Genomic DNA, 26,833 nt, shown 5'->3' with positions numbered 1-26,833 from the left:
CTATAACAAGTTAAACAGGGTTTAATTTTATATAAAAAGAGCATTTAATTGGACAAATAATTAATTATGTGAAATAATAATAACAGATAAGGAGACGTTGCTTTTCCTTAAGTGCTTCGAATTAATTTTATTCAATAAGAGAAGGTGTGCTTAAAGAAGTTAAATTAAATAAGGAGCTGTTTTATTATATGCAACAAAATAATGATTTAAATTTTGAACCTCAAGACGTTAATATTGTTAATCCTAAACAAGCCAGGAAAGCAGTAATTGCTACTGGTATAGGGAACGCAATGGAGTGGTTTGACTTCGGATTATACGCGTATTTAGCGGTAATTTTAAGTCAATTATTCTTCTCTGGTGTTGATAATAGTGGATTGCAACTTGTACTTACATTCGGTACATTTGCAGCAGCCTTCCTCGTTCGACCAATCGGAGGTGTATTCTTTGGTAGAATAGGAGATAAGTACGGCCGAAAAATCGTGTTAAGTACTACTATTATTTTAATGGCACTTTCTACATTATTCATCGCATTACTACCAACCTATGAACAAATTGGTGTATGGGCACCAATACTACTTTTAGTTGCCCGAATGATTCAAGGCTTCTCTACAGGCGGCGAATATTCAGGAGCAATGGTTTATATCGCAGAATCTTCTCCAGATAAAAAGCGTGGTATACTCGGTAGTGGTCTTGAAATTGGAACACTCTCAGGTTACATTGCTGCATCGGTAATTGTTACCATTTTGACGTTATTGTTAACAGATGAGCAAATGCTCAGCTGGGGATGGCGTATTCCGTTCTTAATAGCTGCACCAATTGGTTTGGTCGGTTTATACTTACGCCGTCATCTAGATGAATCTCCAATCTTTGAAGAGATGGAAAAAGCACAAGAGGAATCTGAAGACAATGAACAATTTTCATTCATGGATATTATTAAATATCACAAAAAAGACTTCTTATTAAGCACAGTAATTGTCGCCTTCTTTAATATTACAAATTATATGATTCTTTCGTATATTCCTTCTTATCTAACTCAAGTACTTAAAGTCGAAGAAACAACAGGCTTATTAATTATTTCTATTACGATGGCACTTATGATTCCACTAGCACTATATTTCGGTAAATTAAGTGATAAAATTGGTAATAAACGCGTTGTGCAAATTGGTTTACTTGGTTTAACTGTATTTGCAATTCCAGCATTTTTACTAATAGGTAACGGACATATTGCAGCTATATTTGCAGGTATTTTCGTACTAGGTTTCTTCTTAAGTGTATATGAAGGAACATTACCTTCATTATTACCATCACTCTTTTTCACTGATGTACGTTATCGAGCGCTTTCGATCTCATTTAATATTTCTGTATCGATATTCGGTGGAACAACACCGCTTGTATGTTCATACTTAGTTCATGCAACTGGTAACCCGCTCGCACCGGCATTTTATTTAGCAGGTGTAAGTATTATTGGATTAGTTGTATTTAGTGTACTATTCGTTACAACTTCAGGGCGTGCGCTAAAAGGTTCATATCCTACAGTAGAAACGAAAAAAGAAGCACACCAAATCGCTAAAGAAGACCCTGAAGAAACACTTTGGTGGCATGAAGAGTCATTAGAAATTGAAGCAGGGAAGAATGCTTCCATTTAAAAAGCAACGTAGAAGTACAAAAAGACTCCTATGAATATAGGAGTCTTTTTGTTACGTTATTTCTTTCGTTTCTTCAAACTTTTTTGATATGCATAAAGCTTATGAATCTCTTCCTTAAATTCATGTAGAAGTACAGTGTTTGCACTATTTGAATAACGCACCGTATTATAAGTATCTATAATAATATCACTTTGAATATTTACATCTTCTTCATCGTTTATTCTTTCTAGCCAAGCCTCAACAGTTTCTCCCCGTTTTCTATTTAAAGGAGGGGTTAACTTACTCTCTAGCTTAAAAATTTCCTTCCGAATTTCGTTATGTGGCGGTTTATTTCGTTTAAAACGATTTTGGCTCATTCCTTCTTTATCAGTAATGATAGTAGATTCGAAGGCGGGCATATTTGGTAAACTTAAATGTTTTCGTTTTTTTACTATTTTCCAAACGACGTAAATAGCGATAGCTGTACAGACTATTATTGTAGTGCTATTTATGAGTATTGGATCAAAATCAGGAATTTTTTTTCCGTCTTCAATTTTTGGTTTTAAGAGATGTCCTTTATTTGCCCAAACATCTTCAGTATCTTTTAATTCCGCTGCTTTAATTAATGGCATTAAAGCATAGCCGAAGCCTAATGCGACTACTTCCGTTATAAAACCAAAAATAAGTCGAATGAAAGGAAATACTTGAACAATTAATATACTCATTAAGCCAATCGTAATGATAGAAGAAAAACGTAATAGTTGTTGTTTGCGATTGGCCCCGGTTAACCAAAATGTAATCATAAGATGCAAGGCTAACATTAATAGTTTCCACAACGGTGGAAAGGGTGCATAAAATATAGCTGAAACGACAAACCATACAATACCACCTAAAGATTTTTGAACTGGATATCCAGGTCCGACCACATGTACGATAAAGAAAAATAGTGGTAATATGATTGTGCCAAATAGAGAAAAAGGTAAAAATAAAGAGAAAAGAACGATTTGAAGAACTAAAAGTATTACAAATCCTGTTGTTTTTTTCTGCATAAATTTATGAATAAGAAATACTCCAATATAGCCTGTTGTTAAAAATATTGCAATACTAATTAGTTCATCTCTTTCTGTTAATAATGAAAGCAGAAGGAGCAGAATGAAATCATGAATGTGATATAGCCAAGTTTTCAACTGGTTCCACCATCCCTTCACTAGTAATGAGAAACGTTGGCTGCGAGAGAAGAGGGAGTTCATTTCTTTGTAAACCAATGTATATCATTGTAGACGATCGTTCTCTTTTTCTCTTTACATAATGAAGGAATCCTTGTTTCGGAAGTAACGTACTATCATCTGAAATACGGGCTAATTCTTCTAAAGCTTTTGCATATTGTGTTTGTCCTTCATTTAACGGTACATGTAATGCACCGCCTTCTGCTAATACACTAATAAACAATTCAAACGGAATGTGGTGCTTCGTTGCATACTGGAAAATGTATGTTGCATATGAAATAAGTTCTTCTACATTATCTTTCCAACCAAATCCACGATCGGCAGCTAAAGAAAGACAAATCGTCCAACTATAATTTTTTACAGGTTCATATTGCTTCGCCTGTAATTGTTGCATTTTAGCAGATGCCTTCCAATGAATAGAGCGGAAAGACTCACGCTCATATCGCTTTACACCGATAATAGATGTTTCATCATTGTAAAAAGAAAAATTCGTTCGATAAGATCCATTCAAAAGTTGCTGAAGTTCTTGCAAACCTGCTACTTCTTTAGGAGAAGGATACACAATAATTTCAGTCCTTAATTTATCAAAAACAGGTAAATGTACAGTTAATAGATGAAATGGATCTTTTAATACACATTCAAATTGTTCAATTTGAAACACGCCACGCTTCGTGGCGGTTAATGTTAACCCCCATTTTTGTGCCGAATGTGCAAGTTGTGAAAATGGGAAAGAGAATAACGTTTTTGATATTTGTTCAATGCCTTGCTCTTTATGCGGTATAAGGGACGAATTTAAATGAAAGTAACAAACACCATTAACGATTGGTATGCTGGCTCCATTTTTTAAATGAATAAAAAACTGTCCAGATTCCTCAGGAAAAATCCGTGTAGTTTGTTTCTCATTTATGATTTGAAACTTCTTCTCTATGAAAGCGACATATTTATAAATAAAAATCGCAAATAAATAATAGAAGAAAAAGAGAAACATAAGCATTCGTTGCGGGAAAAAGAATGTGAAAAGTAATGCGATTGGAACGGTTAGTTGAATAATATGGAGTTGAAAAAATAAAGGCACAGTTACAACACGCTGTCCATTCATGCTTGTTCAATCTCCACAGGTACGTCAACTTCTTTTAAAATACTTTGCATAATATCATTCTTTGTCGTACGCAGGGCACCTTCCATTGATAAGACGATACGGTGATTCCAAACAGAAGGAACTAACAATTGTATATCTTCTGGTGTGCAATATTCTCTCCCGTGTAAAAAGGCTAAAGCTTGAACAGCACGTACTAAAGCTAATGTGGCACGTGGGCTTACACCGTTAGCGATATAATCATGATTTCTTGTAGCATGAGCAAGTTTAATAATGTAATGTTCTAACGGTTCCGAAACAAATATTTCTTTTACTCGTTTTTGAGCTTCTAAAATATCTTCTAATGAGATGACAGATGTGACACTTTCTAATGGTAAATCGTTCCGAAAACGTCGCATCATTTGTAACTCATCTTTAGGAGTTGGATGACCGATTGAAATCGTCATTAAAAAGCGATCAAGCTGTGCATCTGGAAGAGGGAAAGTCCCTTGTGATTCAATTGGGTTTTGCGTCGCAATAACAAAGAACGGTTTCGGAAGAGGAGTTGACTGCTTCTCCAGCGTCACTTGTCGTTCTTCCATCGCTTCTAACAAACTCGACTGCGTTCTCGGCATTGCACGGTTAATTTCATCTGCTAGCAAAATGTTTGTCATAACTGGTCCAATTCTTAATTCGAATTCGCTTGTTTTTGGGTTGAAGTATTCAATACCTGTTACATCACTTGGAAGTACATCAGGGGTAAATTGAACGCGAGAAAAACTACCACCAATACTTTTTGAAATGGTTTTCGCCAGTAACGTTTTCCCAGTACCAGGCACGTCTTCGAGTAGTACATGTCCATCAGCAAGAAGTGAAACGAGCAGTAGATCAATAACATTTTCTTTACCAACAAACACAGATCCGATGTTTTCTTTCAATTTATTTATCATATGTACCATTCCTTTCATTATAAAAGAGCTAATATTTCTATATTTTAACAAATTATTCAGAAAATTGGTATGATTTTTTAATTCAAAGAAATGGATATTTAATTATTAAATTACTCTTGCATATTTTGGAATATAATTATACAATATCGATATATGATATATCGTGAGTCGATATATCATATATCGATGTATCGGAGGTAGTTATAATGAATGCGAAGGCGCAAAAATATATTCCGTTAACTGAGGCGACATATTACATATTATTGTCACTCGTGAAGCCGTTGCATGGCTACGGAATTATGCAAATAGTAGAAGAGATGACAAATGGGGAAGTAAAGCTCGGCCCTGGTACTTTATATGGAAATACGACGAAATTACTAAAAGAGAAGTTAATTGTTGAAGTTGCCTCTACAGACAGAAAGAAGTGCTATGAGTTAACGCCACTTGGTAAAGAAGTGTTAGAGCTAGAGTATAACAGGTTGCAACGATCTGTAAGGAATGGGAATAGTATATTAGGGGAGTGAATGGAAGATGGAGACAAAAAGGGTATTCAAATTTTTTATGGCATGGAATTTAGAAAAAGAAGAAGCTTTTTTACGAAAGATGCATCAGCAAGGTTGGGCATTACAAAAATATAATTTAATGTATACGTTTCAGAAAACGGAGCCAAAAGATGTAATGTACAAAGCTGATTTTAGATTGGTTTATAGAGATTCGAAAGAACAACAACAAGAATATTTCGAAATATACGAAATGTCAGGTTGGAAACGCGTAACAAGTTTCACAAGATGGAATTATTTTTGTAAAGAAGTAGAAGAAGTAAATGAATTGCCTGATATTTACTCAGAAAAGGAGACGAGGATACAAAAACTAAATGAATTATTGTTATTCCTTGTTATTATATCAGCAAGTTTATTACCATCAATGTATAATCTGTTTTTAAGCTCGATGGAATCAAGAGTGCCAATGTGGGCGAAAGTTATGACCGGTCTTACAGGTGGTATGTGGATGTACTTCTTTATAAGACTTTCTTGGAAAATCAAGAAATTAAAAAGTGAAATATTATAATAAAAAGTGGAGTTTAAAAGAAGTTGATTTTGTAAAGAGGTAATTAATATGGGAATCAACTTCTTTTGTTTCTATATAATCGTATTTTTGCTCACTCTTTTTTATATAATAAAAATCTATATGAAGGCATAAAATTAACAATATCAAAGCCGCAATTTAACCTGAAAATAATAAATGAAGAAAAAAGATTCATATTGAGGATCAAAAAATAAAAGATGACTAAAAAGATGTGGGGTGTAACTTATAATAAGGAAGAAACACGTTTTTTATTAAAGTATAAAACGAAAAAATCCCTTATAGAAAAATCTATTTCTACAAGGGATAATCATGTTTTTATTAGAAAGACTGATTTTGCGCAGGTTTAATAAATTGTTCAGGGTTTTCAACAAGTCCGCATACAGCACATTGGACACGGTATGTAGGTCCTTGATAGGCCATATGAAAAGCATTCATCGTTTCATTTGTGTATTCTTCTTCCACTTGACCAGTTTGTGGATTTATTTTGACTGGTTTTACTTGTTGCTCAAGAATATTAAAGCGAGTACGGTTCGTTTTACAACTTGGACATAGCATTGGTTCCATATGTATACACCTCCATTTGTATCATTTCTTAAAATCTTTAATTTTATGCAAGCAAAAAACTTTCTCAATATAAATAGGTGTTTAATGTATTTAAAATTCAGAAAAAATAAAATATAATAAAAGTACGAACTGGTTATGTCCAAACCAAATCTCCTGTTTTATGCCAATAAGCTGGGGGGCCGAGAAATCGGCCTCATTTTTTTTGCTCATTACTACAAGGAACAAGGTTTTATGAGACTTTTGTCGAAATTTTAGGGATAGATACAAAGGGGGATGTAAAATGAATTTGAAAATGAAGTACATCATTTTATATGTAGAAAAGTTTGAGGAATGTTTAAAGTTCTATAAAGATATTTTACAGTTACCTATAAAAGCAGAGCACGGCACATATATTGAATTTAATACTGGAACTACCATTTTAGCGATGAATACGCGGCAAGATGTGAAAGAATTAACAGGACTACCGCTTACAGAAGGTGAATTACAGTCTTCTCATTTCGAGTTAGGATTCGTTGTTGAGAATGTACAAGAAACGATTGAGCAATTTAGAGAGCAAGGTATTAAAATTTTAGTAGAGCCAATTGTAAAACCGTGGGGACAAACAATTGCCTACATTGCTGATCCAGATGGAAATTATATTGAAATTTGCAGTTCATTAGAATAGAGGGAGAAAGAGAAATGGGATTTCCGAAACTAGAAACAGAACGTTTATTCTTAAGAGAACTTACACTATTAGATGCAGAAACGATATTCCAATATTTTTCGAAAGAATCAGTTATACGTTATTTCGGAATGGATTCTTTCCAAAATATTGAGCAAGCGAAAACAATGATTCAAACGTTCAAAAATCGTTATGAAGAGGGCAGTGTATTTCGCTGGGGAATCGAGAAAAAAGGGACGGGCCAATTAATCGGAACGTGCGGATTTCATTTAATTAATAATCATCATAAACGAGCTGAAATTGGTTATGAATTAGATGATACATATTGGGGACAAGGATATGCATTGGAAGCATTACAAGCAATTTTAGCTTACGGATTTGAAATACTGCAACTAATAAGAATCGCAGCGGTTGTATATGTAGAAAATAAAGCTTCTCAAAAATTATTAATAAAAGCAGGATTTCAAGAAGAAGGATTACTTCGAAAACATATGATTCAAAATGGAGTTGCTCATGATACCATTTTATATTCTTTATTAAAAGAAGAGTGGAAGAAGTAATGAGTACAAACGAACTTATAACGATTATGAAGAAGCATAGGGAAAATAGATTCATTTTAGGTATAGATGGTTTAAGTCGATCTGGAAAAACAACATTCGTAGCCAATTTAAAAGAAAATATGAAACAAGAAGGCATTCCGTTTCGTATTTTCCATATTGATGATCATATAGTGGAGCGTAATAAACGATATCATACTGGATATGAAGAATGGTATGAGCATTATTATTTACAATGGGACATTGAATGGCTAAGGCGGAAATTTTTTCAAAAGCTACAACATGAAACAAAATTGAAATTACCTTTCTTTCATGAAGAAACAGATATATGTGAAATGGAAAAAGTACAGATTCCTATTGTAGGCGTAATTGTTATTGAAGGAGTTTTTCTGCAGCGAAAAGAATGGAGAGATTTTTTTCATTATATGGTCTATTTGGACTGTCCAAGAGAGACAAGGTTTCTACGTGAGAGTGAAAAAACGCAGAAAAACCTTTCAAAGTTTGAAAATAGGTATTGGAAAGCAGAGGATTATTACTTAAAAACGGAATTGCCGAGGGATAGGGCGGATTTAGTCATTGAATGATTTGAAAATAGAAGGTGAATAGAATGAATATTTTATGGGATTTTGATGGGACGTTATTTGATACGTATCCTGCATATACAATGATGCTTTCTGAAATATTAGGTGATTCAGTAGAAAAACAAGAAATATACAAAAACTTAAAAATATCATACTCTCATGCAATTCAGTATTATAATATTTCATGTGAGCAGGAAGAAAAGATTAAAGTTTTGAAGGGGAAATTCACGCCAAAAGATATGAAACCTTTTGCAGGTGTCGAAGAGGTTTTGAAATTTGCAAATAAAAATGTGATTATGACCCATAAACATAGGGAAGGGGTTATGGGCATTTTAAAATATTACGGCTGGGAAAAATACTTCGTAGATATGGTTACAATTGACGATGGCTTTCCTCGAAAGCCAAACTCTTTAGCTTATAATCATCTGCATAAAAAATACAATATTGATTTAGCTATTGGAGATAGAGAATTAGATTTATTACCTGCAAAAGAATTAGGTATTTCAACATGTATGTTTCAAGGTGATTGTGATGTAGCGGACTATTCTTTATCACATTACTCGGAGTTTTTTAAGATAGTGAGTGATAGAGAGTTTTCTTTATAAAAAAAGTTATTAATAAAGACTGAATCTTTCATTTTAAAGGTACAGTCTTTATTTTTTAGAACTCTTTCATTTTATTCCGCATTAACGGGTAGCCTGATTGGTTCAACTAATAATCAGTGAAGGGTGAACAAAACCTCCACTGATTAAAGTTTCACTTTATTTTCTGTATATAATAATTACTAGAGGTTAAAGAATGATCGTCCATCTTTATTAAGGAAGTAGCCAGGTTAATTGTTAGATAGAAATAAACCGAAAGATAAAGTGATAGCGTCTACTTTATCTTTTTTATATTTTAACCAAATTATGGTTATTCATGTTAATATGAATTCATAGCTATATAGAAGGGGTGGGGTTAGTATGAAAACTGAAATAGTTCCTAAAAAGAAGTACAGTATAATAAGCTATGTATCTTTACTCATCGGCATTTTGTGTTTTCTATTCGTTTTTATAACGCCAACAAGGATAGCCAATGCAGGTAATATAGTTGGAGATTATATTACAATTGCCCTGACAGGTGTAGGTATCATACTTTCAATAATCACAATGACGAAAAGAACAGAGAAGAAGGGAATTGCTATTCTTTCATTAATACTGTCCTCATCATTTTTTATATTTTGGATCATAGCAATTATCCTATTGTTTACTGGTCAAATTAGTTTTGCACCGTAATGTGTAATAAAAAGAGTCCTTCTCGTATGAAGGACTCTTTTTACTCGGTATCTTCAGGTTGATATTCTAAAATATCCCCCGGTTGGCATTCTAATGCTTTACATATTGCTTCTAAAGTTGAAAAACGGACTGCTTTTGCTTTTCCATTTTTCAAGATAGAAAGGTTAGCCATTGTAATTCCAACCTTCTCCGAAAGCTCTGTTACACTCATTTTTCTTTTTGCTAACATTACATCAATATTAATAATAATTGCCATATTATTCACCTCAGACCGTTAAATCATTTTCTGATTTTATATCTATAGCATCTTTTAATAGTCTTTGGAGAACGGCAGCAAAGACCGCGATTACCATTGAAGCAAAAATCATAATCATTCCGATAATAATAATGCCAGGGGCGTCATCTCTCTCTGCCACGAGATAGAAAAGTGGCATACCTAATACATATAATACACTAATTGCCAATGCGCTGTACTTAATATTTTTTAAAGCTTGAACAGATAACTCTGAGAATGCGTTATTTTTATCAATATAGTTTAAAAGCTTAAATGTTTGGTACAGTGCGAAGTAATAAGGTATTGCTGTTGCATATAAATTGATAAATACAAGATATTTAATATATGCAATATCTGGATATAATTCTGCAGCGAAAGCTCCTATTTTAGGGACTAAAAAAATGCACATAGCAAGAACGGGGATTCCGATCAGAATCACAACGGTCTTTAAAAAGAGTGTGGATCCTTGTTTCATAAAAAGCACCTCATTTATTTAATATCTTATTAATTTAACACGAAATTTATTGTTTAACAATAAATTTTTATTTCTTTTGATCGAGGATTTATTGTTAAACAAGTAATTAATGAAAAGGATGTTAAATCTTTTTTATAAGATAGATGATACATACCGATATTTAATAAAGGAAAGAAAGGGAAAGTAACTATTGTTAGCTTTATGAGAATTGGGAACTAATAAAACATATGTAGGTTTTGGTATGGAAAAGGAAATAGTGTGTATTTAAAATGAATGCAAAGTTTATGGAGGAACAATCATGTTGAATTATGGTGTGAAGATGAAAAAGTTGCTATTAGTGGCAGCTATAATAGTAAGCGTATTAAGTACGGAAAGTATGATGAATTATCATGCGGCCAAAGCTAAGGTGAAAAAAGTAGAACATCAGCCTAAAAATATAATTATAATGGTTATGGACGGAACGAGTTCAACGGCGGCAACATTGGCTCGCTGGTATAAAGGGGCACCGCTTACGTTAGATCAAATTGTAACAGGAGGAGTTCGTACGTTTTCGGCGGAATCAGCTATTACAGACTCAGCGCCAGCAGCAACAGCATTAGCAACTGGAAATAAATCAAATTCAGGATATGTAGGTGTATTACCTTCTATTGTAAGTTCGCCTAGCTTAGAGCCAATAAAAGAAGAGGACAAGTTACGGCCGGTCGCAAACGTATTAGAAGGTGCAAAACGTACTGGTCGTGCAACTGGAATTGTTGCTACATCTGAAATTCAGCATGCTACTCCGGCGGGATTCTCGGCTCACCATGTCAATCGCAAGCAATTTGACGTAATTGCGAAGCAGCAAGTATATCAAAATATAGATGTCGTATTAGGCGGGGGAAAAGCAGCGCTGCTACCTATGCAAAGTAATGGAATCCGAAAAGATGGTGAAAATTTAGTGAAGGTGATTCAAGACAAAGGATACGATTTCGTTGAAACGAAAGATGCGTTATTGAACTCCAAATCTAATAAAATTTGGGGCTCTTTCTCACATCATGCTCTTGCGTTTGATATGGATCGTATAGCAACAAACCCAGAACAACCAACACTTTCTCAAATGACAGAAAAAGCAATTCAAACATTATCAAAAGATAAAGATGGCTTCTTTTTATTCATAGAAGGTAGTAAGCCTGATTGGGCAGCCCATGCTAATGACCCAATTGGGATGATTAGTGATATATTGGCATTTGATGAAGCGGTAGCAAAGGCGTTACAATTTGCGAAGAAAGATGGGGATACGATGCTCATCGCTTTAACTGATCATGGTAACAGCGGCATCTCTATAGGGAATAGGAATACGACAAAAGGATACAATACTACACCGGTTTCTGCATACATTGATCCATTGAAAAAGGCGAAAATGACACTTGAAGGAACTATAAATAAACTGAAATCTGATTTATCAAATGTAGAAGATGTAGCTAAACTATATGGTTTGGATAATCTAACTCATGATGAAAAAGAAAAATTAAAAGCGGCAAAAAAGAAAATGGATGTAGGACGAATTCTTACTACATTATTGGCTAATCGTGCAAATATCGGCTTTACGACAGGAGGACATACAGGTGAGGATGTATTCTTACATTCTTATGGACCTCAAAAACCAGAAGGCTTAATCCAAAATACAGACATTGCGAAGACGATGGCGAAAGCGATGGGCTTTAACTTAGAAGAAGTAACGAATAAAATATTTTTAGAGAGTGAACAAGTCTTTAAGAAAATCGGTGCAACTGTAACAGCCGACAAAACCGAAGGAGCAAACCCGTTACTCGTAGTAAAACGTAATAAAGTAGAAGCACAATTATTTGGTAACAAAAATATAATTCGTATCAATGGTAAAGGACATGAATTAAGAAGTATTATTGTAGAGAGTAATGGAAAGTGCTATGTACCAGAAGAAGCAATTCAACTATTTGTAAAGCATTCTCGTTAAAAAATTGCCAACCAGTTAAGCTAACTGGTGGCAATTTTTTGTGTTTATTCTAAATATAAGGGTTCGGATTGTTTTGGAAAGTTTTCCAGATGAGACTTGTATAAATGTGAAAGGGGAGTTATATTTTTTCTTACATTAAAAAATTTCGTTTTGTAGAATAGAGAATTTATACATATAGTAAAGTCTAATGTGTTATCAATTAATATTTACGAAAAATATATTAATACTTTAGAATTTCTTTAATTTTCATTATTTTTTATTTAAGGTATGCGTTATATTTATAATGTATTTATTTCAATTTATTGTATTTCAGCGTAGTTTTATATAATTATAAAGCAATCATCAAAATAAAATCTCCACTAGAGTAAATTTATTATTTTTTTTGCGAAAATTATTATGCAGCTAAGAAAACTGTAGTTTATTGAATTAGAAATATATTAGAATTTAGTTGAAGAAAGAGAGAGGGAATAAAATGAATATAGTGCACTTACGTCCTAAACAGCGGTCTAAGTATCGCATTATGCTAGGGAAGTGGTATTACTCTACAAAGAGGTACATTCAGTGGTTAGCAGACGGAAAAACATATGCAAAAAGGTTCCAACAAGAAAAGCTACCTTGTACAGCAATTCAGCACCAAACGATATTACTTCGTAAGCTTAAAGATGTAGATATGTGGTATCAACAGAATAAGGTTGTTAATTTGAAAATTGCTGTTAAAAAACTAAATGATATCGTCATTAGACCGGGAGAAACATTTTCTTACTGGCGTTTAATAGGTAAGCCAACGAAGAAAAAAGGGTATGTAGAAGGTATGGTATTACACTACGGATCTTTTCAAACAGGTATTGGAGGAGGTCTTTGTCAGCTTTCGAATTTAATATATTGGATGACTTTACATACACCACTGACAGTAACCGAACGATATCGTCATAGCTTTGATGTCTTTCCTGATTCTAGGCGAACTCAACCGTTTGGGAGTGGGGCGACTTGTTCCTATAACTATTTGGATTTACAAATTAAAAATGAAACGGACCAACCGTATCAACTTCACCTTTATATGACAGATGAACATTTAGTTGGTGAATGGAGAACAGTCTATCCGCAACTTTATCAATATGAAGTGTATGAGAAAGAACACTCAATTCAACCTGCATACTGGGGCGGTTATATACGACATAATGTGATTCAACGTAAAGTATATAATCTACAGAAACAGTTAATAGAAGATCAATATGTAACAGAGAATCACGCTATAATGATGTACGAACCACTATTAGCTTGTAATAATGAGAATAGTGAGTAATATGGTAACCCATAGATTAAATAGTATAGAGAATATTTAATTCTTATTTTTACTAAAAAAGTTCACTGTTATTTATAGGTGAGTTTGTTTTTCTATCGTATGTATTTCACCCTTCATAAAAAATATTTCTCAACATTTTATTTGTTGAAAAAGATTGAATATTCGTATTATAACGAATATTATGTTGTTATCGGCAAAAAACGATAATTTGCAGACACTGGGGAGGAAATACATTGAAAAAGAAAAAGAAATTAAAACCATTAGCGGTATTAACAACAGCAGCAGTACTAAGTAGTACGTTTGCTTTTGGAGGTCACGCAGCGCATGCTGAGACACCAACATCATCTCTACCAATAGATGAGCACTTAATACCGGAGGAGCGCTTGGCTGAAGCGCTAAAACAACGGGGGGTAATTGATCAATCTGCATCGCAAGCTGAGACGTCAAAGGCTGTCGAAAAATATGTTGAGAAAAAGAAAGGGGAAAACCCTGGGAAAGAAATTTTAACAGGAGATAGTCTTACGCAAGAAGCTTCTGATTTTATGAAAAAAGTAAAAGATGCAAAAATGAAGGAAAATGAACAGGCGCAGCAGCCTGAAGTAGGCCCAGTAGCTGGACAAGGTGTAGCATTGAACTCTGGGAAATTAAATGGAAAAGTACCTACTACATCAGCGAAGCAAGAAGAATACAATGGAGCTGTTCGAAAAGATAAAGTACTTGTTTTACTTGTAGAATTTAGCGATTTTAAGCATAACAATATTGATCAAGAGCCAGGATACATGTATTCTAAAGACTTTAATCGTGAACATTATCAAAAAATGTTATTTGGTGATGAACCATTTACTTTATTTGATGGATCGAAGATTAACACATTTAAGCAATATTATGAAGAACAATCTGGTGGTAGCTACACAGTTGATGGGACTGTAACAGAATGGCTTACTGTTCCAGGAAAAGCATCAGATTATGGTGCTGATGCGGGTACTGGGCATGATAACAAGGGGCCTTTAGGACCAAAAGATTTTGTGAAAGAAGCATTAAAAGCAGCGGTAGCAAAAGGAATCAATTTAGCAGACTATGACCAATTTGATCAATACGATCAAGATGGTGATGGAAATAAAAATGAGCCAGATGGCATTATTGATCATTTAATGGTTGTACATGCTGGCGTTGGTCAAGAAGCTGGCGGCGGTAAATTGAAAGATGATGCGATTTGGTCACATCGTTCAAAACTAGGTTCAAAACCATATGCAATTGATGGCACGAAATCTTCTGTTTCGAACTGGGGCGGAAAGATGGCTGCATATGATTATACAATCGAGCCTGAAGACGGGGCAGTTGGTGTGTTTGCACATGAGTATGGCCATGATTTAGGCTTACCAGATGAATATGATACAAAGTACTCAGGACAAGGTGAACCTGTTGAGTCATGGTCTATTATGAGTGGTGGTAGCTGGGCTGGAAAAATTGCAGGAACAGAGCCAACGAGTTTCTCACCACAAAATAAAGAATTTTTCCAAAAGAATATGAAGGGGAACTGGGCGAATATCCTTGAAGTAGATTATGACAAACTTAGCAAAGGAATCGGTGTTGCGACATATGTAGATCAAAGTACTACAAAATCTAAACGACCTGGAATCGTTCGTGTTAACTTGCCGGACAAAGATATAAAAAATATCGAATCAGCGTTTGGTAAGAAGTTCTATTACAGTACAAAAGGAAATGACATTCATACAACACTTGAGACACCAGTATTTGACTTAACAAATGCAAAGGATGCTAAGTTCGATTATAAGGCATTTTACGAACTTGAAGCGAAGTATGATTTCCTTGACGTATATGCGATTGCAGAAGATGGAACGAAGACACGCATTGATAGAATGGGCGAAAAAGATGTAAAAGGCGGCGCGGATACAACTGATGGTAAGTGGGTTGATAAATCATACGATTTAAGCCAATTCAAAGGAAAAAAAGTAAAACTGCAATTTGAGTACTTAACAGATATTGCAGTAGCTTATAAAGGGTTTGCGTTAGATAATGCAGCATTAACTGTAGATGGAAAAGTTGTTTTCTCTGATGATGCAGAAGGTCAGCCAGCAATGACGTTAAAAGGCTTTACTGTGTCTAACGGATTTGAACAGAAAAAACATAATTACTATGTAGAGTGGAGAAATTACGCTGGTTCTGACACTGCGTTACAACATGCACGTGGCCCAGTATTTAATACGGGAATGGTTGTATGGTATGCGGATCAAAGCTTTACAGATAACTGGGTAGGCGTTCATCCAGGTGAAGGGTTCTTAGGAGTAGTAGATTCTCATCCAGAGGCAATTGTAGGGACATTAAACGGACAACCTACTGTGAAGAGCAGTACGCGTTACCAAATTGCCGATGCGGCATTCTCATTTGATCAAACACCAGCATGGAAAGTAAATTCACCAACTCGCGGTATCTTCGATTATAAAGGATTACCAGGAGTGGCAAAATTTGATGATTCTAAGCAATACATCAACAGCATTATTCCTGATGCAGGACGTAAGTTACCGAAACTAGGACTGAAGTTTGAAGTGGTAGGCCAAGCTGAAGACAAGTCTGCAGGTGCAGTGTGGCTTCATCGATAAAATAAGGTAAAACGAAGAGGAGCTGCGATAAGTCGGTGAAACTGACTTATCGCAGCTTTTTTCTTCTTGTGAAAAAACTTGCTGTTTTTTTATGTACTTATTGGAAAAATTCGAAGTTTCTTTTATAAATAAAATACTCCGCCTGTCCAATTATAGAAGCTATTTTGGGCGTAAGTAATTTGTAAGTAATGAGTAAGAAAAAAGAGATTTTCATAGTATATAATATTTATTATAGCTACTTTTAACACCTGATACTAATAGTGTGCTATAATATGAATTAGCAACAAAAAGGAAAGGAATTAGAACAATGACCTTAGAAAATACTAAAAATTTAAAAAAACAAGTTGCTCCTTTTGAAAAATCAACGATTAAAAAAAGTGTTTGGCAACTGATCAACACAATCGTGCCATTTATTATTTTATGGTACCTTGCTTATAAAAGTTTGTCAGTTTCTTATTGGTTAACATTAGTTCCAGCACTGTTAGCCGCTGGATTTATGACAAGAATTTTCATTATTTTTCATGATTGCACCCATTATTCGTTCTTTAAAAGTCGACGTGCAAATAGAATAGTTGGAACGTGTATGGGTGTTTTAACATTATTCCCATTTGATCAGTGGGGGCATGAACATTCTATTCACCACGCTACGAGTGGTAATTTGGATAAGAGGGGTACAGGGGATATTTGGACGCTTACAGTTGATGAATATGTAGCTGCACCATTTAGACTTCGTTTAGCATATCGCTTATATCGCAATCCATTCGTTATGTTTGGATTAGGTCCGATTTATGTTTTCTTGCTTAAAAATAGATTTAACCGAAAAGGTGCAAGGCAGAAAGAACGTATGAATACTTATTTGACGAATATTATAATTGTTGCTGTAGTAGCTATACTTTGCTGGGCAATTGGGTGGCAATCGTTTCTGTTAGTACATGGTACTATATTCTTAATAGCAGGTTCAGTAGGGATTTGGCTGTTTTACGTACAGCACACATTTGAAGATTCTTATTTTGAAGAGGATAAAGATTGGGAATATGTGAAAGCGGCAGTGGAAGGAAGTTCTTTTTATAAGCTTCCTAAAATTTTGCAATTCTTAACTGGTAATATTGGATTCCATCATGTTCACCATTTAAGCCCAAGGGTACCTAACTATAAACTAGAAGAGGCACACAATAATACGCTTCCGTTAAAAAATGTACCAACGATTACGCTTGCTACAAGCTTACAATCACTACGTTTCCGTCTTTGGGATGAGAAAAGTAACAATTTTGTTAGCTTTAAAGATGTCAAAAATATAATTAAAAATAATGTTTCTGTTCGAGTGAAATCTGAACTATAATTGCATCGTATATAAAACTCCCCTTAATCATTTTCGATTTAAGGGGAGTTTGTGTTTAAAGAGTAGATGCCAGACCAGATAAGAGGAAAATTTACATAATTCAAATTGTAATTGAAGCAGATTAGGAATTGCTCGTACGTAAGTACAAATATAAGATGACAGTAAATGCATTATGTTAACAAATTCATAGTAAAAGGGGGGATCGTACAACATTATATCCAAAAATAAGAAAAGACTTGAACGAAAATTCCATTCATTTTTCTTGGTGTTCCGCATTCCATACACTTAAATAGGACGCATATTCTAATTCATCTGGATTCTCATGTAACATAGAAATGAATTCTAATTTGTTTCCATCACCATCTAGAAAGTATACACTTGCAGCAGGCATCCACCTTTGGACAATTGGCTCTTGATTTCCTTTTCCTTGACTTCCTATCACTGCTATTCCACGTTCCTCTAGCCACGCTTTAGAAGTCATTAAAAACTCTAAATTTACACCAAAAGCAAAATGTCTCGGCTCAAAGTCTTCAATGTTATGTACTTCCCATAGTCCAAGCATTTGTTGTTTATTTTCTCCGACCCAAAAGAAAGCCACTCTTCTTTTGGAGAGTTTTCTTGCTAACGTTAATCCTAGCTTGTTTTGATAGAAATTTATTGCCTTCTCTAAATTTCTTACATGTAAATGAGTTTCGTATATGTTCTGTATTATTATGATCATTCCTTTCTTTCTTTCTTTATTGGTAATTACCAATTCAATAGTGAATATAATTCTAAAGTTGAAATATGTATAAGCCTAGTAATGTACATCTATATCCGATATACCTATTTACTATTATATTGAAATTGGAATGTGATAAATCCCACTGAGGTAGTAAGTGTTTAAATGAACACTCTACTACTTTTGTAGGAAAGGGGATATATTCATTAAATTCAGATGAAATCATATAAAAATGATGAAAAAAGACCACACATGAAGTGAAACGCCATGTGTAGTCTTTTATGTATAGTCAAATATTACGAAGTCTCGCTAATTTTAGTTTCACTATGAGTGTTAGTAGAATTTCTTTTCTTAACTTTAAAGTGATAGTAAGTGTAGCAAAAGATGATAAATGGGACAGTGCAATAGATTCCAAGTCGTTGTTCTGGGATAAAAATAAGACTGATTAATATAATGCCATACAATCCAAAACCAAGAATTGGTACGAGTGGATAAAGTGGCGTTTTAAATTTTAAGTCTTCTAATTTTCCGCCGTCTGCTAAATAATGTTTGCGGAAAAAGAATTGAGAAACACAAATTGACATCCAAACAATAATGGTAATGACTCCGGAAATTGAAATGAGCCACAAGTAAACAGTTTCAGCAGCTACTACACTTGTCAAAAGAGAAAAAGCAGAAATAGCTATTGTCATGATTAAAGCGTTGAGAGGAATCCCACGTGATGATAATTTCTTTAAAAATGCTGGAGCCATTTCGTTTTTTGATAAAGACCAAAGCATTCGAGTAGCAGCGTATAGTCCTGAGTTTGCGACAGAAAGAACAGCAGTAAGAATAACAAAGTTCATAATATCAGCTGCATATGGAATACCGATATTATCAAAAACAGCAACGAATGGACTCTTTGTTAATCCAGCTTCTTCCCAAGGAATTAAAGCAACAAGAACAAAGATTGCTAAGATGAAGAAAAACATTGTGCGCCATATAATATTTCTAATAGAACGAGGTAAAGTTTTTGCTGGATCTTCACTTTCACCTGCTGCGATTCCGACAAGCTCTGTACCTTGGAAGGAATAATTGACTGTAACCATTGTTAATAGAATAGCTGCAAGTCCATTCGGAAATAAACCACCATGATTTACGAAATTTGAAAGAAGTGGAGCTGGTTCATCGCCTTTTAAATCAATAAAACCGAACATAGCGGCGCCACCAAGAATTATAAAAGCTATAATGGCAGATACTTTTATACTTGAAAACCAAAATTCTGTTTCTGCATAACTACGAGCAGATAATGCGTTAATAGTGAAGATGGTAACGCCAAATATTAAACACCAAACCCAAACAGGAATATCAGGAAACCAGCGCTGCATTGTAATACCGGCAGTTGTAAATTCAAGACCGGTCGTATTCGCCCAGCTTAACCAATACAACCATCCGATTGTAAAGCCAGTTGCAGGATTGATGAATTTAGTAGCATATTCCTGAAAAGAACCTGAAACAGGCATGGCTACAGCAAGTTCACCAAGACATAGCATAACGAAATACATTAATAATCCACCAGCAATAAAGGCAAGTACGGATCCACCAGGTCCAGCCTGACTTATAATAAAGCCAGATCCGTTAAATAACCCGGTTCCAATCACACCACCGAGTGCAATCATGAATAAGTGTCTACTTTTCATCGTACGTTTTAATTCATTGTTTGTATTGCTTACTTGCGCCATTGTTTTCCTCACTTTCGTAGTTGATAGAATAACGTTTGATGTTTTTCCGTATTATGGAATGTATTCCGTGATGTGAAATCTTGTTATAATTTTCAGATAATTAAAAAGAAAAGTCAATATTTTTTTGTTTGCGTTTTCAATTTGTTGTTAGTGATATGTTTTTATTGTTAGAAAATTAAATAAATAGATTGATTTCATTTCGAATGTTTGCTAAATTGATAGTTAATTAGCGTACTAACATATTACGAGTAAAGTTGAGGCGAGTTATGGTACAGTCCATTGATCGAGCGATAAGTATTATTAAATTATTGAATTCTACAAATGAAAAAGAGTATTGGGCTATTTCTGATATAGCTGATGGAACACATCTCCCGGTTAGTACAGTACATAGATTACTTAACTCTCTAATGGAGCATGGGTTAGTTACACAAATTACAGAGACAAAACAGTACAAAATTGGACCAATGTGGATGGAAATAGGGTTGCGTCAATTGGAGAAGGTAGACTATAGATCTGTTGCAAGAGAAGTGATGAAACGTTTGGCTTCTGAAGTGGAAGAAAGTGTCTATTTGAATATTCCAAACGGAACACATTCTATTATCATTGAAAGAATTGATAGTCCTTTAAAAATTCGAGTTATCGATAATCTAGGAGAACAAATTCCACTTTCAATTGGTGCTGCAAATAAAACGATGCTTGCCAATATGAAAACGAATGAAATGGAACATATTGTAGAGTATTTACTTCCTTCATTACCAGAACAAAAGCAAATTCTTCTTAATCAAATAAAGCAAATAAAAAATGAAGGATATGCTGTCAGTTATGGTGAAAAAACAGAAGGGACAGCTTCAGTAGCTGCACCTATTATCGGATTTAATCATAAAGTAGTAGGAGCATTAAGTGTTGGGTTAATTAGTCATCGTATTAATGATGATCGACTATCTTTTCTTATTAGCAAGGTAAAACAAGCGGCTCATGAAATATCAATAAAAATCGGCAGTACATCAGAACTATAATTTTGATAGCTGTCGTCATTTTTTATTCATATACTGGAATTAGTTTTCATAATGCGGAAAATAGGGGGATTTATATGTCAAAGTGGCAATCAAAAGAACAATTGGTTCAATTATTAAGCAGTCTTGTTGAAATTCCTAGTATTACCGGTTCAGAAGCTGAAGTAATATTGCCAGACTTTGTTGTGGAACAATTATCTGACTTACAGTATTTCAAAGAAAACCCGCACCATTTGCAAAAAAATCCGACAGGGGACGGACGATATTTTGTTACAGCACTAGTAAAGAAAAGCGATAGTACAAAAAATACTGTAATTCTAGTAAGTCACTTTGATGTTGTAGATGTACAAGATTACGGAATGTGGAAAGAAGATGCATTTAATCCTAAAAAGTTAACATCTATGTTTTATTCTCATAAAGATGAACTTCCAGACCATGTACGTGAAGATATAGAACATGGAGAATGGCTGTTTGGTAGAGGAACAATGGATATGAAATGCGGTCTAGCATTACAAATGGCAATGATTGAGCAAGCTTGCGAAGAAAGATTTGATGGGAATGTTCTTTTATTGGCTGTACCAGATGAAGAAGTAAACTCTGTAGGGATGAGAGCTGCTGTTCCAAGATTACTAGAGTTAGCAAGAGAACATGATTTAGAGTATAAAACGGTACTAAACTCAGAGCCTATGTTTTCAAGACATCCTGGTGACCAAAATAAGTATATTTACACTGGCTCTATTGGTAAAGTGTTACCTGGTTTTCTTTGCTACGGAAAAGAGACACATGTAGGTGAACCTTTTGCAGGGTTAAATGGGAGTTATATGGCTTCATTAATAACAGCAGAATTAGAGTTAAACACAGACCTTTGTGATATTGTAGAAGGGGAAGCGAGTCCTCCGCCAACTAACTTACTTCAAAGGGACTTAAAAGAGGATTATTCTGTACAAATTCCGCATCGTGCAGTTACATTATTTAATTTGTTTTTATTAGAAAAATCAATGACAGATGTAGTTTCATTGTTACGTCAAAAAGTAACGAAAGTAGCAGAGAAAATAGAAGAGTCGTATGAAAAACATGCATATCGTTTTTCTAAATATAATCCATTTATACCACCTAATCTCAAAGTAAATGTATTAACTTATGAAGAGCTTATCACATATGCAATTGAGCAACATGGACGAGAAAAAATAAATCATATTCAATCTAATATTATAAAAAATAGAGGAGATAAAGATGATCGTGCGGTAACCATTGATTTAGTAGATAAATTAGCGATTTTATGTAAAGAAAAGGCACCGATGATTGTACTTTTCTTCGCTCCGCCGTACTATCCAGCTGTGAGTTCACGCAACAATCCTTTAATAAAAGAGGTAGTTGTAGAAATGGAAAAGTATGCACACTACAATCATAAAATTACATTTGAAAACCAAAATTATTTTGGGGGGATTTCAGATTTAAGTTATGTAGGCTTGCAGTATCCACTGGATTCAATGAGTTCACTTGTAGACAATATGCCATTATGGGATAAAGGTTATTCAATTCCGCTTCAGGAATTAGAAGAGTTTGATGTTCCAGTATTAAATATGGGGCCGGTAGGAAAAGATGCACATCAATGGACAGAACGTCTAGATGTAAACTACGCATTTGAAACGCTATTAGATATGTTACCGAAGTGCATTGAAAAATTATTAGTTTCTAATAAAATTACACAATCATAGTAGGGAATAGGTAAGGGATAAAACAGAACCTGTAAAGAAGATTTGAATGAAATTATTTTAATATAATTAAAACTGAAACGGCCAAACTCAATTATATATGAGTTTGGCCGTTTATCATGTAGTGAATTTCTAATTAAATTCATATGAATTCATAGCTAACGCGATCTCTTTTACAGTTTTACTTTTTAGTTTGACCAGATAGTTCAACAGACTTTTGCGTACAACGCTGCATAGCTGAAATAATCGCTGTTCTCAGTCCTTTTTCCTCCAATGTTGCTACAGCTTCTATTGTCGTTCCGCCAGGAGAACAAACCATATCTTTCAATTCACCTGGATGTATTCCTGTTTCTAGTACCATTTTTGCAGAGCCTAACACAGCTTGAGCAGCGAATTTATATGCTTGATTTCTTGGCATACCATCTAGTACAGCAGCATCTGCCATCGCTTCTATAATCATATATACATAAGCTGGTGAAGAACCACTTACGGATGTGACAACATCCATTAATTTTTCACTTACGATCTCTGTTTGACCAAAACTATTGAAAATGTTTAGTACATCTTCTAAATCTTTTTCTGTCACCATTTCATTCGGGCATAATGCAGACATTCCTTCTCCAACAAGAGCAGGAGTATTAGGCATTACCCTTACAACCTTTACTTTTTTATTAAAGGCATTTTCAGTACTTTCAATACTTTTCCCAGCAGCGATCGTAACGATGATAGCATCGTTTTTGATTATTTCTTTTATTTCATTAATTATTGACGCGTATAGGTCTGGTTTGATTGATAAAATTAAAATATCAGCATTTTTAGCTACTTCATTGTTGTCGGTAGTTGTAGTTAGCCCATATTTTTCACTAGCATTTTTTAAATTAGCAGTGTTTAAATCTGAACAAATAATTTGATTTGAAGACACTATATTTTTGTTTATCATTCCGCCAATCATAGCCATTCCCATATTTCCGCAACCGATGAATCCAATTTGTTTATCCATAATAACTCAATCTTGCTCCTTTTATAATCAATTATATCGGTTTGATATTATTTTCTTAGAATAAGAATAACATCCCTGTGCAATATAAAGAAACATTCTAAGAGAATATATTCCTTTTTGCAACACTAAAAGATAAAAATTAATTATATTCGACATTATGTAAATATATACACTATAATGTAAGGTTTTATGTTTATGAATATGAGTTAAACTTATATCATTTTGTATTTTCATTCAGTAGGGCGATAATTTCATACAAATAACTTGCGGCTCTATTTATTTTTAAAAATACCTCTTGACACCGAATCGAACTATATCGCATAATATAAAAAAATTAGATTGAAAATCGTTGAAGGGAATTAGTACATATGTCTTCTTGCGAAAGAGAGTGGAATTCACCGGCTGAAAGATTCCTCGTATAGAATATATCGAACCTATCCCTGAGTCTTAAATGAAAGTTTAGGCGTTCGCCTGCGTTATAGGCACCAAGTGGATATCTATGTATATCAATTAAGGTGGTACCGCGGAACAATGACCGTTTCGTCCTTTTTATTTTATTAAGGGCGAAGCGGTCATTTTTATTTTGCTCTTAAATACCTCATTGCAGCATTGATGAGAATAGATATAGTTACAAAGTGAATGAAGTGTAATTTATAAAAAACTTTGATTTTAGACTTGGGGGATAAAAAAGTGAAAAAACAACGAGTTGTTGTAAAGATTGGGAGTAGTTCCTTGGCAGATAGTCACGGAGGCATCTCTACAGAACAGCTTTCAGATCACGTTGCCGCATTGGCTCGGTTGAAAGAAGAGGGGCACGAGGTTGTGTTAATTACATCTGGAGCCGTCGCTGCAGGTTTTTCAGCGCTAGGATATCCTAGCAGACCTGTAACGATTAAAGGGAAACAGGCTGCAGCAGCTGTCGGACAAAGTTTGTTAATGCAGGCGTACACGGAGGAATTCCGTAAATATGGCATCGTTACTGCGCAACTTTTGCTGACGAGGAGTGATTTTTCTAGAAAAGAACAATATAGTAATGCTTACGCTACGTTAGGAGAATTATTAAACCGCTCCGCTCTTCCAATTATTAATGAAAATGATTCCATCTCTTTAGAGGAGCTGACGTTCGGTGATAATGATATGCTGTCAGCTTTAGTAAGCGGGCTTGTTTCGGCGGATATGCTTATGATCTTTACGGATGTGAACGGGTTATATGACAAAAATCCTCAGAAAAATCCGGATGCAAAAAAATATTATTTTCTTCCTGAAGTTACGGAAGAAATTTCTTCTCTTGCAGGAGATGCTGGCTCAAAACTTGGGACTGGCGGTATGAAATCAAAAATCGACGCTGCAAAGACAGCGCTCTCTCTTGGTGTGAGTGTATTTATCGGAACAGGACGTGGACAGGAAAAGTTTGTAGATGTTTTGAAGGGTAAGGGTAAGGGTGATGGAACGTATGTTGGTAATGCTCCTCAAAAAGAAATGAAGATGAACAAGCAATGGATTGCCTTACATTCGCTTGTTAGCGGACAAATTGAAGTAGATGCTGGGGCAGCTACTGCCATCATTCAGCATGGTAAGAGTTTACTTCCAGCTGGTGTTACGAATGTATCAGGATTTTTCCAAGTGGGTGAAGTTGTAGAGGTTGTAACGCAACAAGGGCGCGTAATAGGAAAAGGACAATGCACATATAGTGCAGAGGAACTAATAGATGTAAAAGGTATGCAAAGCCAAGATATTCAAGTAAGAGGCGAGAGACATAGTTATGAAGTCATCCATAGGGATCATTGGGTTTCACTTTAAAAAGGAGGAAATAAAAATGAATGAAGTGTTGGCAAAGGGGATAAAAGCAAAAGAGGTTGCTAGAGAGCTTGTGCTTAAATCTACAGAGCAAAAAAACGAAGCACTTTCCGCAATAGCTGATCAGTTAATATTAGAAACAGCTTATATTTTAGAAGAAAACAAGAGGGATATTGAAGAAGGTAAGGCAAAAGGATTTTCTGATTCACTCCTTGATCGTCTTCTGCTAACTGAAAATCGTATTATTGATATGACAGAGGGGATTAAGCAGCTAATTGAATTACGTGATCCTGTAGGAGAATGTGTAAGTGCATGGGAAAGGCCAAATGGACTATCTATTCAGGAGATGCGCGTACCACTTGGTGTTGTCGGGATGATTTATGAGGCAAGACCGAATGTAACTGTTGATGCTGCTACAATTTGTTTAAAAACAGGAAACGCAGTAATACTACGTGGTAGTTCTTCTGCTATCCATTCTAACAAAGCCATCGTTAGCGTTATTCACCGGGCGCTTAAGCAAACTAGCTTGCCTTCAGAAAGTGTACAGCTCATAGAAGATACAACGAGAGATAGTGCAAAACAGTTGTTTACATTGAACGAGTACTTGGATGTTCTTATACCAAGAGGCGGTAAACAATTAATTGATACAGTAGTGAGAGAAGCGTCTGTTCCAGTACTTGAAACAGGTGCGGGAAATTGTCATATATTCATTGATGAAACAGCAGATAAACAAATGGCGTTTAATATTATTATAAATGCAAAAACACAGCGTCCATCTGTATGTAATGCAATTGAGACGATTGTACTTCATGAGAATTGGGTAGAGCAATATGGTAGCGAGTTGTTTTCTTCCTTGAATGAAAGAGGAGTGGAGCTACGTGGTGATAATAAAGCAGTGGCGATTGATTCTTCTATCTTACTTGCGACAGAAGAAGACTGGGAAACTGAGTTTTTATCTCTCACACTAGCAGTGAAAGTGGTTTCCACTGTTGAAGAAGCGATTCATCATATAAATACGTATGGATCTATGCATTCTGAAGCAATTATTACTGAAAACGAGGAAAACGTCAGCAAGTTTTTTACTTCTGTAGATGCCGCGGCACTTTATCATAATGCATCGACTCGTTTTACAGATGGATCCGAATTTGGATTCGGAGCGGAAATTGGTATCAGTACACAAAAGTTACACGTAAGAGGACCAATGGGGCTTCCAGCATTAACTTCTACAAAATATGTGATTCGTGGAAATGGACAAATTCGAAAATAATAATAAAAGACACTCA

General features: G+C 34.7%; 25 protein-coding genes and 1 other annotated feature. Of the genes, 16 read left to right on the top strand and 9 right to left on the bottom strand.

What is annotated here, in order from left to right; all coding sequences use genetic code 11:
• Positions 1–188: 188 nt before the first annotated feature.
• Positions 189–1,646 (top strand): MFS transporter, encoded by a 1,458-nt coding sequence (locus BLT20_RS12090; RefSeq protein ID WP_001186926.1) that lies wholly within the window; start codon positions 189–191, stop codon positions 1,644–1,646.
• A 56-nt stretch (positions 1,647–1,702) separates the two neighbouring features.
• Here BLT20_RS12090 and BLT20_RS12085 read toward each other — a convergent pair whose 3' ends face one another.
• From BLT20_RS12085 to BLT20_RS12075, 3 genes are read right to left on the bottom strand one after another with little or no spacing between them, the layout of a single operon-like run.
• Positions 1,703–2,812: a DUF4018 domain-containing protein gene (locus BLT20_RS12085; RefSeq protein ID WP_000860489.1), complete on the bottom strand. Its 1,110-nt coding sequence runs from the start codon at positions 2,810–2,812 to the stop codon at positions 1,703–1,705.
• Positions 2,784–3,950: a DUF58 domain-containing protein gene (locus tag BLT20_RS12080; RefSeq protein WP_001014395.1), complete on the bottom strand. Its 1,167-nt coding sequence runs from the start codon at positions 3,948–3,950 to the stop codon at positions 2,784–2,786. Before BLT20_RS12080 ends, BLT20_RS12085 begins: the two co-directional genes overlap by 29 nt.
• A complete protein-coding gene (locus BLT20_RS12075) occupies positions 3,947–4,876 on the bottom strand; it encodes an AAA family ATPase (protein WP_000608783.1) in 930 nt (309 codons plus the stop codon). The genes BLT20_RS12080 and BLT20_RS12075 overlap by 4 nt, the downstream gene beginning before the upstream one ends.
• Positions 4,877–5,082: 206 nt before the next feature.
• Between BLT20_RS12075 and BLT20_RS12070 the strand changes: the two genes are divergently transcribed.
• Together BLT20_RS12070 and BLT20_RS12065 are read left to right on the top strand one after the other, a co-directional pair.
• Positions 5,083–5,400, top strand: a complete 318-nt coding sequence (locus BLT20_RS12070; RefSeq protein ID WP_073339219.1) for a PadR family transcriptional regulator — start codon at positions 5,083–5,085, stop codon at positions 5,398–5,400.
• Between the two features lie 7 nt (positions 5,401–5,407).
• The gene (locus BLT20_RS12065) at positions 5,408–5,944 is read left to right on the top strand and encodes a DUF2812 domain-containing protein (protein WP_000448675.1); all 537 of its coding nucleotides are present in this window, start codon (positions 5,408–5,410) and stop codon (positions 5,942–5,944) included.
• 336 nt (positions 5,945–6,280) lie between these two features.
• Here BLT20_RS12065 and BLT20_RS12060 read toward each other — a convergent pair whose 3' ends face one another.
• Entirely contained in the window at positions 6,281–6,526 is a 246-nt protein-coding gene (locus BLT20_RS12060; RefSeq protein WP_000433602.1) for a hypothetical protein, read from the bottom strand.
• Between the two features lie 280 nt (positions 6,527–6,806).
• Here BLT20_RS12060 and BLT20_RS12055 point away from each other — a divergent pair, with 280 nt between their 5' ends.
• The 5 genes from BLT20_RS12055 (at position 6,807) to BLT20_RS12035 (ending at position 9,599) form a co-directional block, all read left to right on the top strand.
• Positions 6,807–7,190, top strand: coding sequence for a glyoxalase/bleomycin resistance/dioxygenase family protein (locus BLT20_RS12055; protein WP_001049849.1), 384 nt, complete (start codon positions 6,807–6,809; stop codon positions 7,188–7,190).
• A 14-nt stretch (positions 7,191–7,204) separates the two neighbouring features.
• The gene (locus BLT20_RS12050) at positions 7,205–7,747 is read left to right on the top strand and encodes a GNAT family N-acetyltransferase (RefSeq protein ID WP_000506636.1); all 543 of its coding nucleotides are present in this window, start codon (positions 7,205–7,207) and stop codon (positions 7,745–7,747) included.
• Positions 7,747–8,328 (top strand): kinase, encoded by a 582-nt coding sequence (locus tag BLT20_RS12045; RefSeq protein WP_000106113.1) that lies wholly within the window; start codon positions 7,747–7,749, stop codon positions 8,326–8,328. The genes BLT20_RS12050 and BLT20_RS12045 overlap by 1 nt, the downstream gene beginning before the upstream one ends.
• A gap of 23 nt (positions 8,329–8,351) precedes the next feature.
• Positions 8,352–8,930: an HAD-IA family hydrolase gene (locus tag BLT20_RS12040; protein ID WP_001024243.1), complete on the top strand. Its 579-nt coding sequence runs from the start codon at positions 8,352–8,354 to the stop codon at positions 8,928–8,930.
• Positions 8,931–9,287: 357 nt separating this feature from the next.
• A complete protein-coding gene (locus BLT20_RS12035) occupies positions 9,288–9,599 on the top strand; it encodes a hypothetical protein (protein WP_000845558.1) in 312 nt (103 codons plus the stop codon).
• A 40-nt stretch (positions 9,600–9,639) separates the two neighbouring features.
• On the opposite strand, the gene BLT20_RS12030 is transcribed toward BLT20_RS12035, so the two are convergent.
• Both BLT20_RS12030 and BLT20_RS12025 read right to left on the bottom strand, forming a co-directional pair.
• Positions 9,640–9,855, bottom strand: a complete 216-nt coding sequence (locus BLT20_RS12030) for a helix-turn-helix domain-containing protein (RefSeq protein WP_000974619.1) — start codon at positions 9,853–9,855, stop codon at positions 9,640–9,642.
• Positions 9,856–9,865: 10 nt separating this feature from the next.
• A complete protein-coding gene (locus tag BLT20_RS12025) occupies positions 9,866–10,348 on the bottom strand; it encodes a DUF2975 domain-containing protein (protein WP_000809113.1) in 483 nt (160 codons plus the stop codon).
• Between the two features lie 298 nt (positions 10,349–10,646).
• Between BLT20_RS12025 and BLT20_RS12020 the strand changes: the two genes are divergently transcribed.
• The 4 genes from BLT20_RS12020 to BLT20_RS12005 all read left to right on the top strand — a co-directional run bounded on the left by BLT20_RS12020 (position 10,647) and on the right by BLT20_RS12005 (position 17,583).
• Positions 10,647–12,320, top strand: a complete 1,674-nt coding sequence (locus BLT20_RS12020; RefSeq protein ID WP_000935916.1) for an alkaline phosphatase — start codon at positions 10,647–10,649, stop codon at positions 12,318–12,320.
• A gap of 472 nt (positions 12,321–12,792) precedes the next feature.
• Positions 12,793–13,623 carry a VanW family protein gene (locus BLT20_RS12015; protein WP_001028241.1) on the top strand — a complete coding sequence of 277 codons (831 nt, stop codon included), beginning with the start codon at positions 12,793–12,795 and terminating at the stop codon, positions 13,621–13,623.
• Between the two features lie 233 nt (positions 13,624–13,856).
• Positions 13,857–16,244, top strand: coding sequence for an immune inhibitor A domain-containing protein (locus BLT20_RS12010; RefSeq protein WP_000727442.1), 2,388 nt, complete (start codon positions 13,857–13,859; stop codon positions 16,242–16,244).
• A 307-nt stretch (positions 16,245–16,551) separates the two neighbouring features.
• Positions 16,552–17,583: a Delta(5) desaturase DesA gene (locus BLT20_RS12005; protein ID WP_000171504.1), complete on the top strand. Its 1,032-nt coding sequence runs from the start codon at positions 16,552–16,554 to the stop codon at positions 17,581–17,583.
• Positions 17,584–17,836: 253 nt separating this feature from the next.
• On the opposite strand, the gene BLT20_RS12000 is transcribed toward BLT20_RS12005, so the two are convergent.
• A complete protein-coding gene (locus tag BLT20_RS12000) occupies positions 17,837–18,295 on the bottom strand; it encodes a VOC family protein (RefSeq protein ID WP_033684647.1) in 459 nt (152 codons plus the stop codon).
• Between the two features lie 305 nt (positions 18,296–18,600).
• Positions 18,601–20,025, bottom strand: coding sequence for an amino acid permease (locus tag BLT20_RS11990; protein WP_000079989.1), 1,425 nt, complete (start codon positions 20,023–20,025; stop codon positions 18,601–18,603).
• Between the two features lie 266 nt (positions 20,026–20,291).
• On the opposite strand from BLT20_RS11990, the gene BLT20_RS11980 reads away from it, so the two are divergent.
• Both BLT20_RS11980 and BLT20_RS11975 read left to right on the top strand, forming a co-directional pair.
• Positions 20,292–21,041: an IclR family transcriptional regulator gene (locus BLT20_RS11980; RefSeq protein ID WP_000250758.1), complete on the top strand. Its 750-nt coding sequence runs from the start codon at positions 20,292–20,294 to the stop codon at positions 21,039–21,041.
• A gap of 74 nt (positions 21,042–21,115) precedes the next feature.
• A complete protein-coding gene (locus BLT20_RS11975; protein WP_000049567.1) occupies positions 21,116–22,756 on the top strand; it encodes a M20/M25/M40 family metallo-hydrolase in 1,641 nt (546 codons plus the stop codon).
• A 178-nt stretch (positions 22,757–22,934) separates the two neighbouring features.
• Here BLT20_RS11975 and proC read toward each other — a convergent pair whose 3' ends face one another.
• Entirely contained in the window at positions 22,935–23,753 is an 819-nt protein-coding gene (gene proC, locus BLT20_RS11970; protein ID WP_000360723.1) for a pyrroline-5-carboxylate reductase, read from the bottom strand.
• 340 nt (positions 23,754–24,093) lie between these two features.
• Positions 24,094–24,304, top strand: a binding site (T-box leader).
• A 139-nt stretch (positions 24,305–24,443) separates the two neighbouring features.
• Here proC and proB point away from each other — a divergent pair.
• Both proB and BLT20_RS11955 read left to right on the top strand, forming a co-directional pair.
• Positions 24,444–25,553: a glutamate 5-kinase gene (gene proB, locus BLT20_RS11960; protein ID WP_000744810.1), complete on the top strand. Its 1,110-nt coding sequence runs from the start codon at positions 24,444–24,446 to the stop codon at positions 25,551–25,553.
• A gap of 16 nt (positions 25,554–25,569) precedes the next feature.
• Positions 25,570–26,817, top strand: coding sequence for a glutamate-5-semialdehyde dehydrogenase (locus BLT20_RS11955; RefSeq protein ID WP_001006612.1), 1,248 nt, complete (start codon positions 25,570–25,572; stop codon positions 26,815–26,817).
• Positions 26,818–26,833: the final 16 nt, after the last annotated feature.

It is taken from the genome of Bacillus sp. cl96, from assembly GCF_900100505.1.
GTDB lineage: Bacteria > Bacillota > Bacilli > Bacillales > Bacillaceae_G > Bacillus_A > Bacillus_A cereus.
This window is presented reverse-complemented; position numbering and strand designations above follow the sequence as displayed.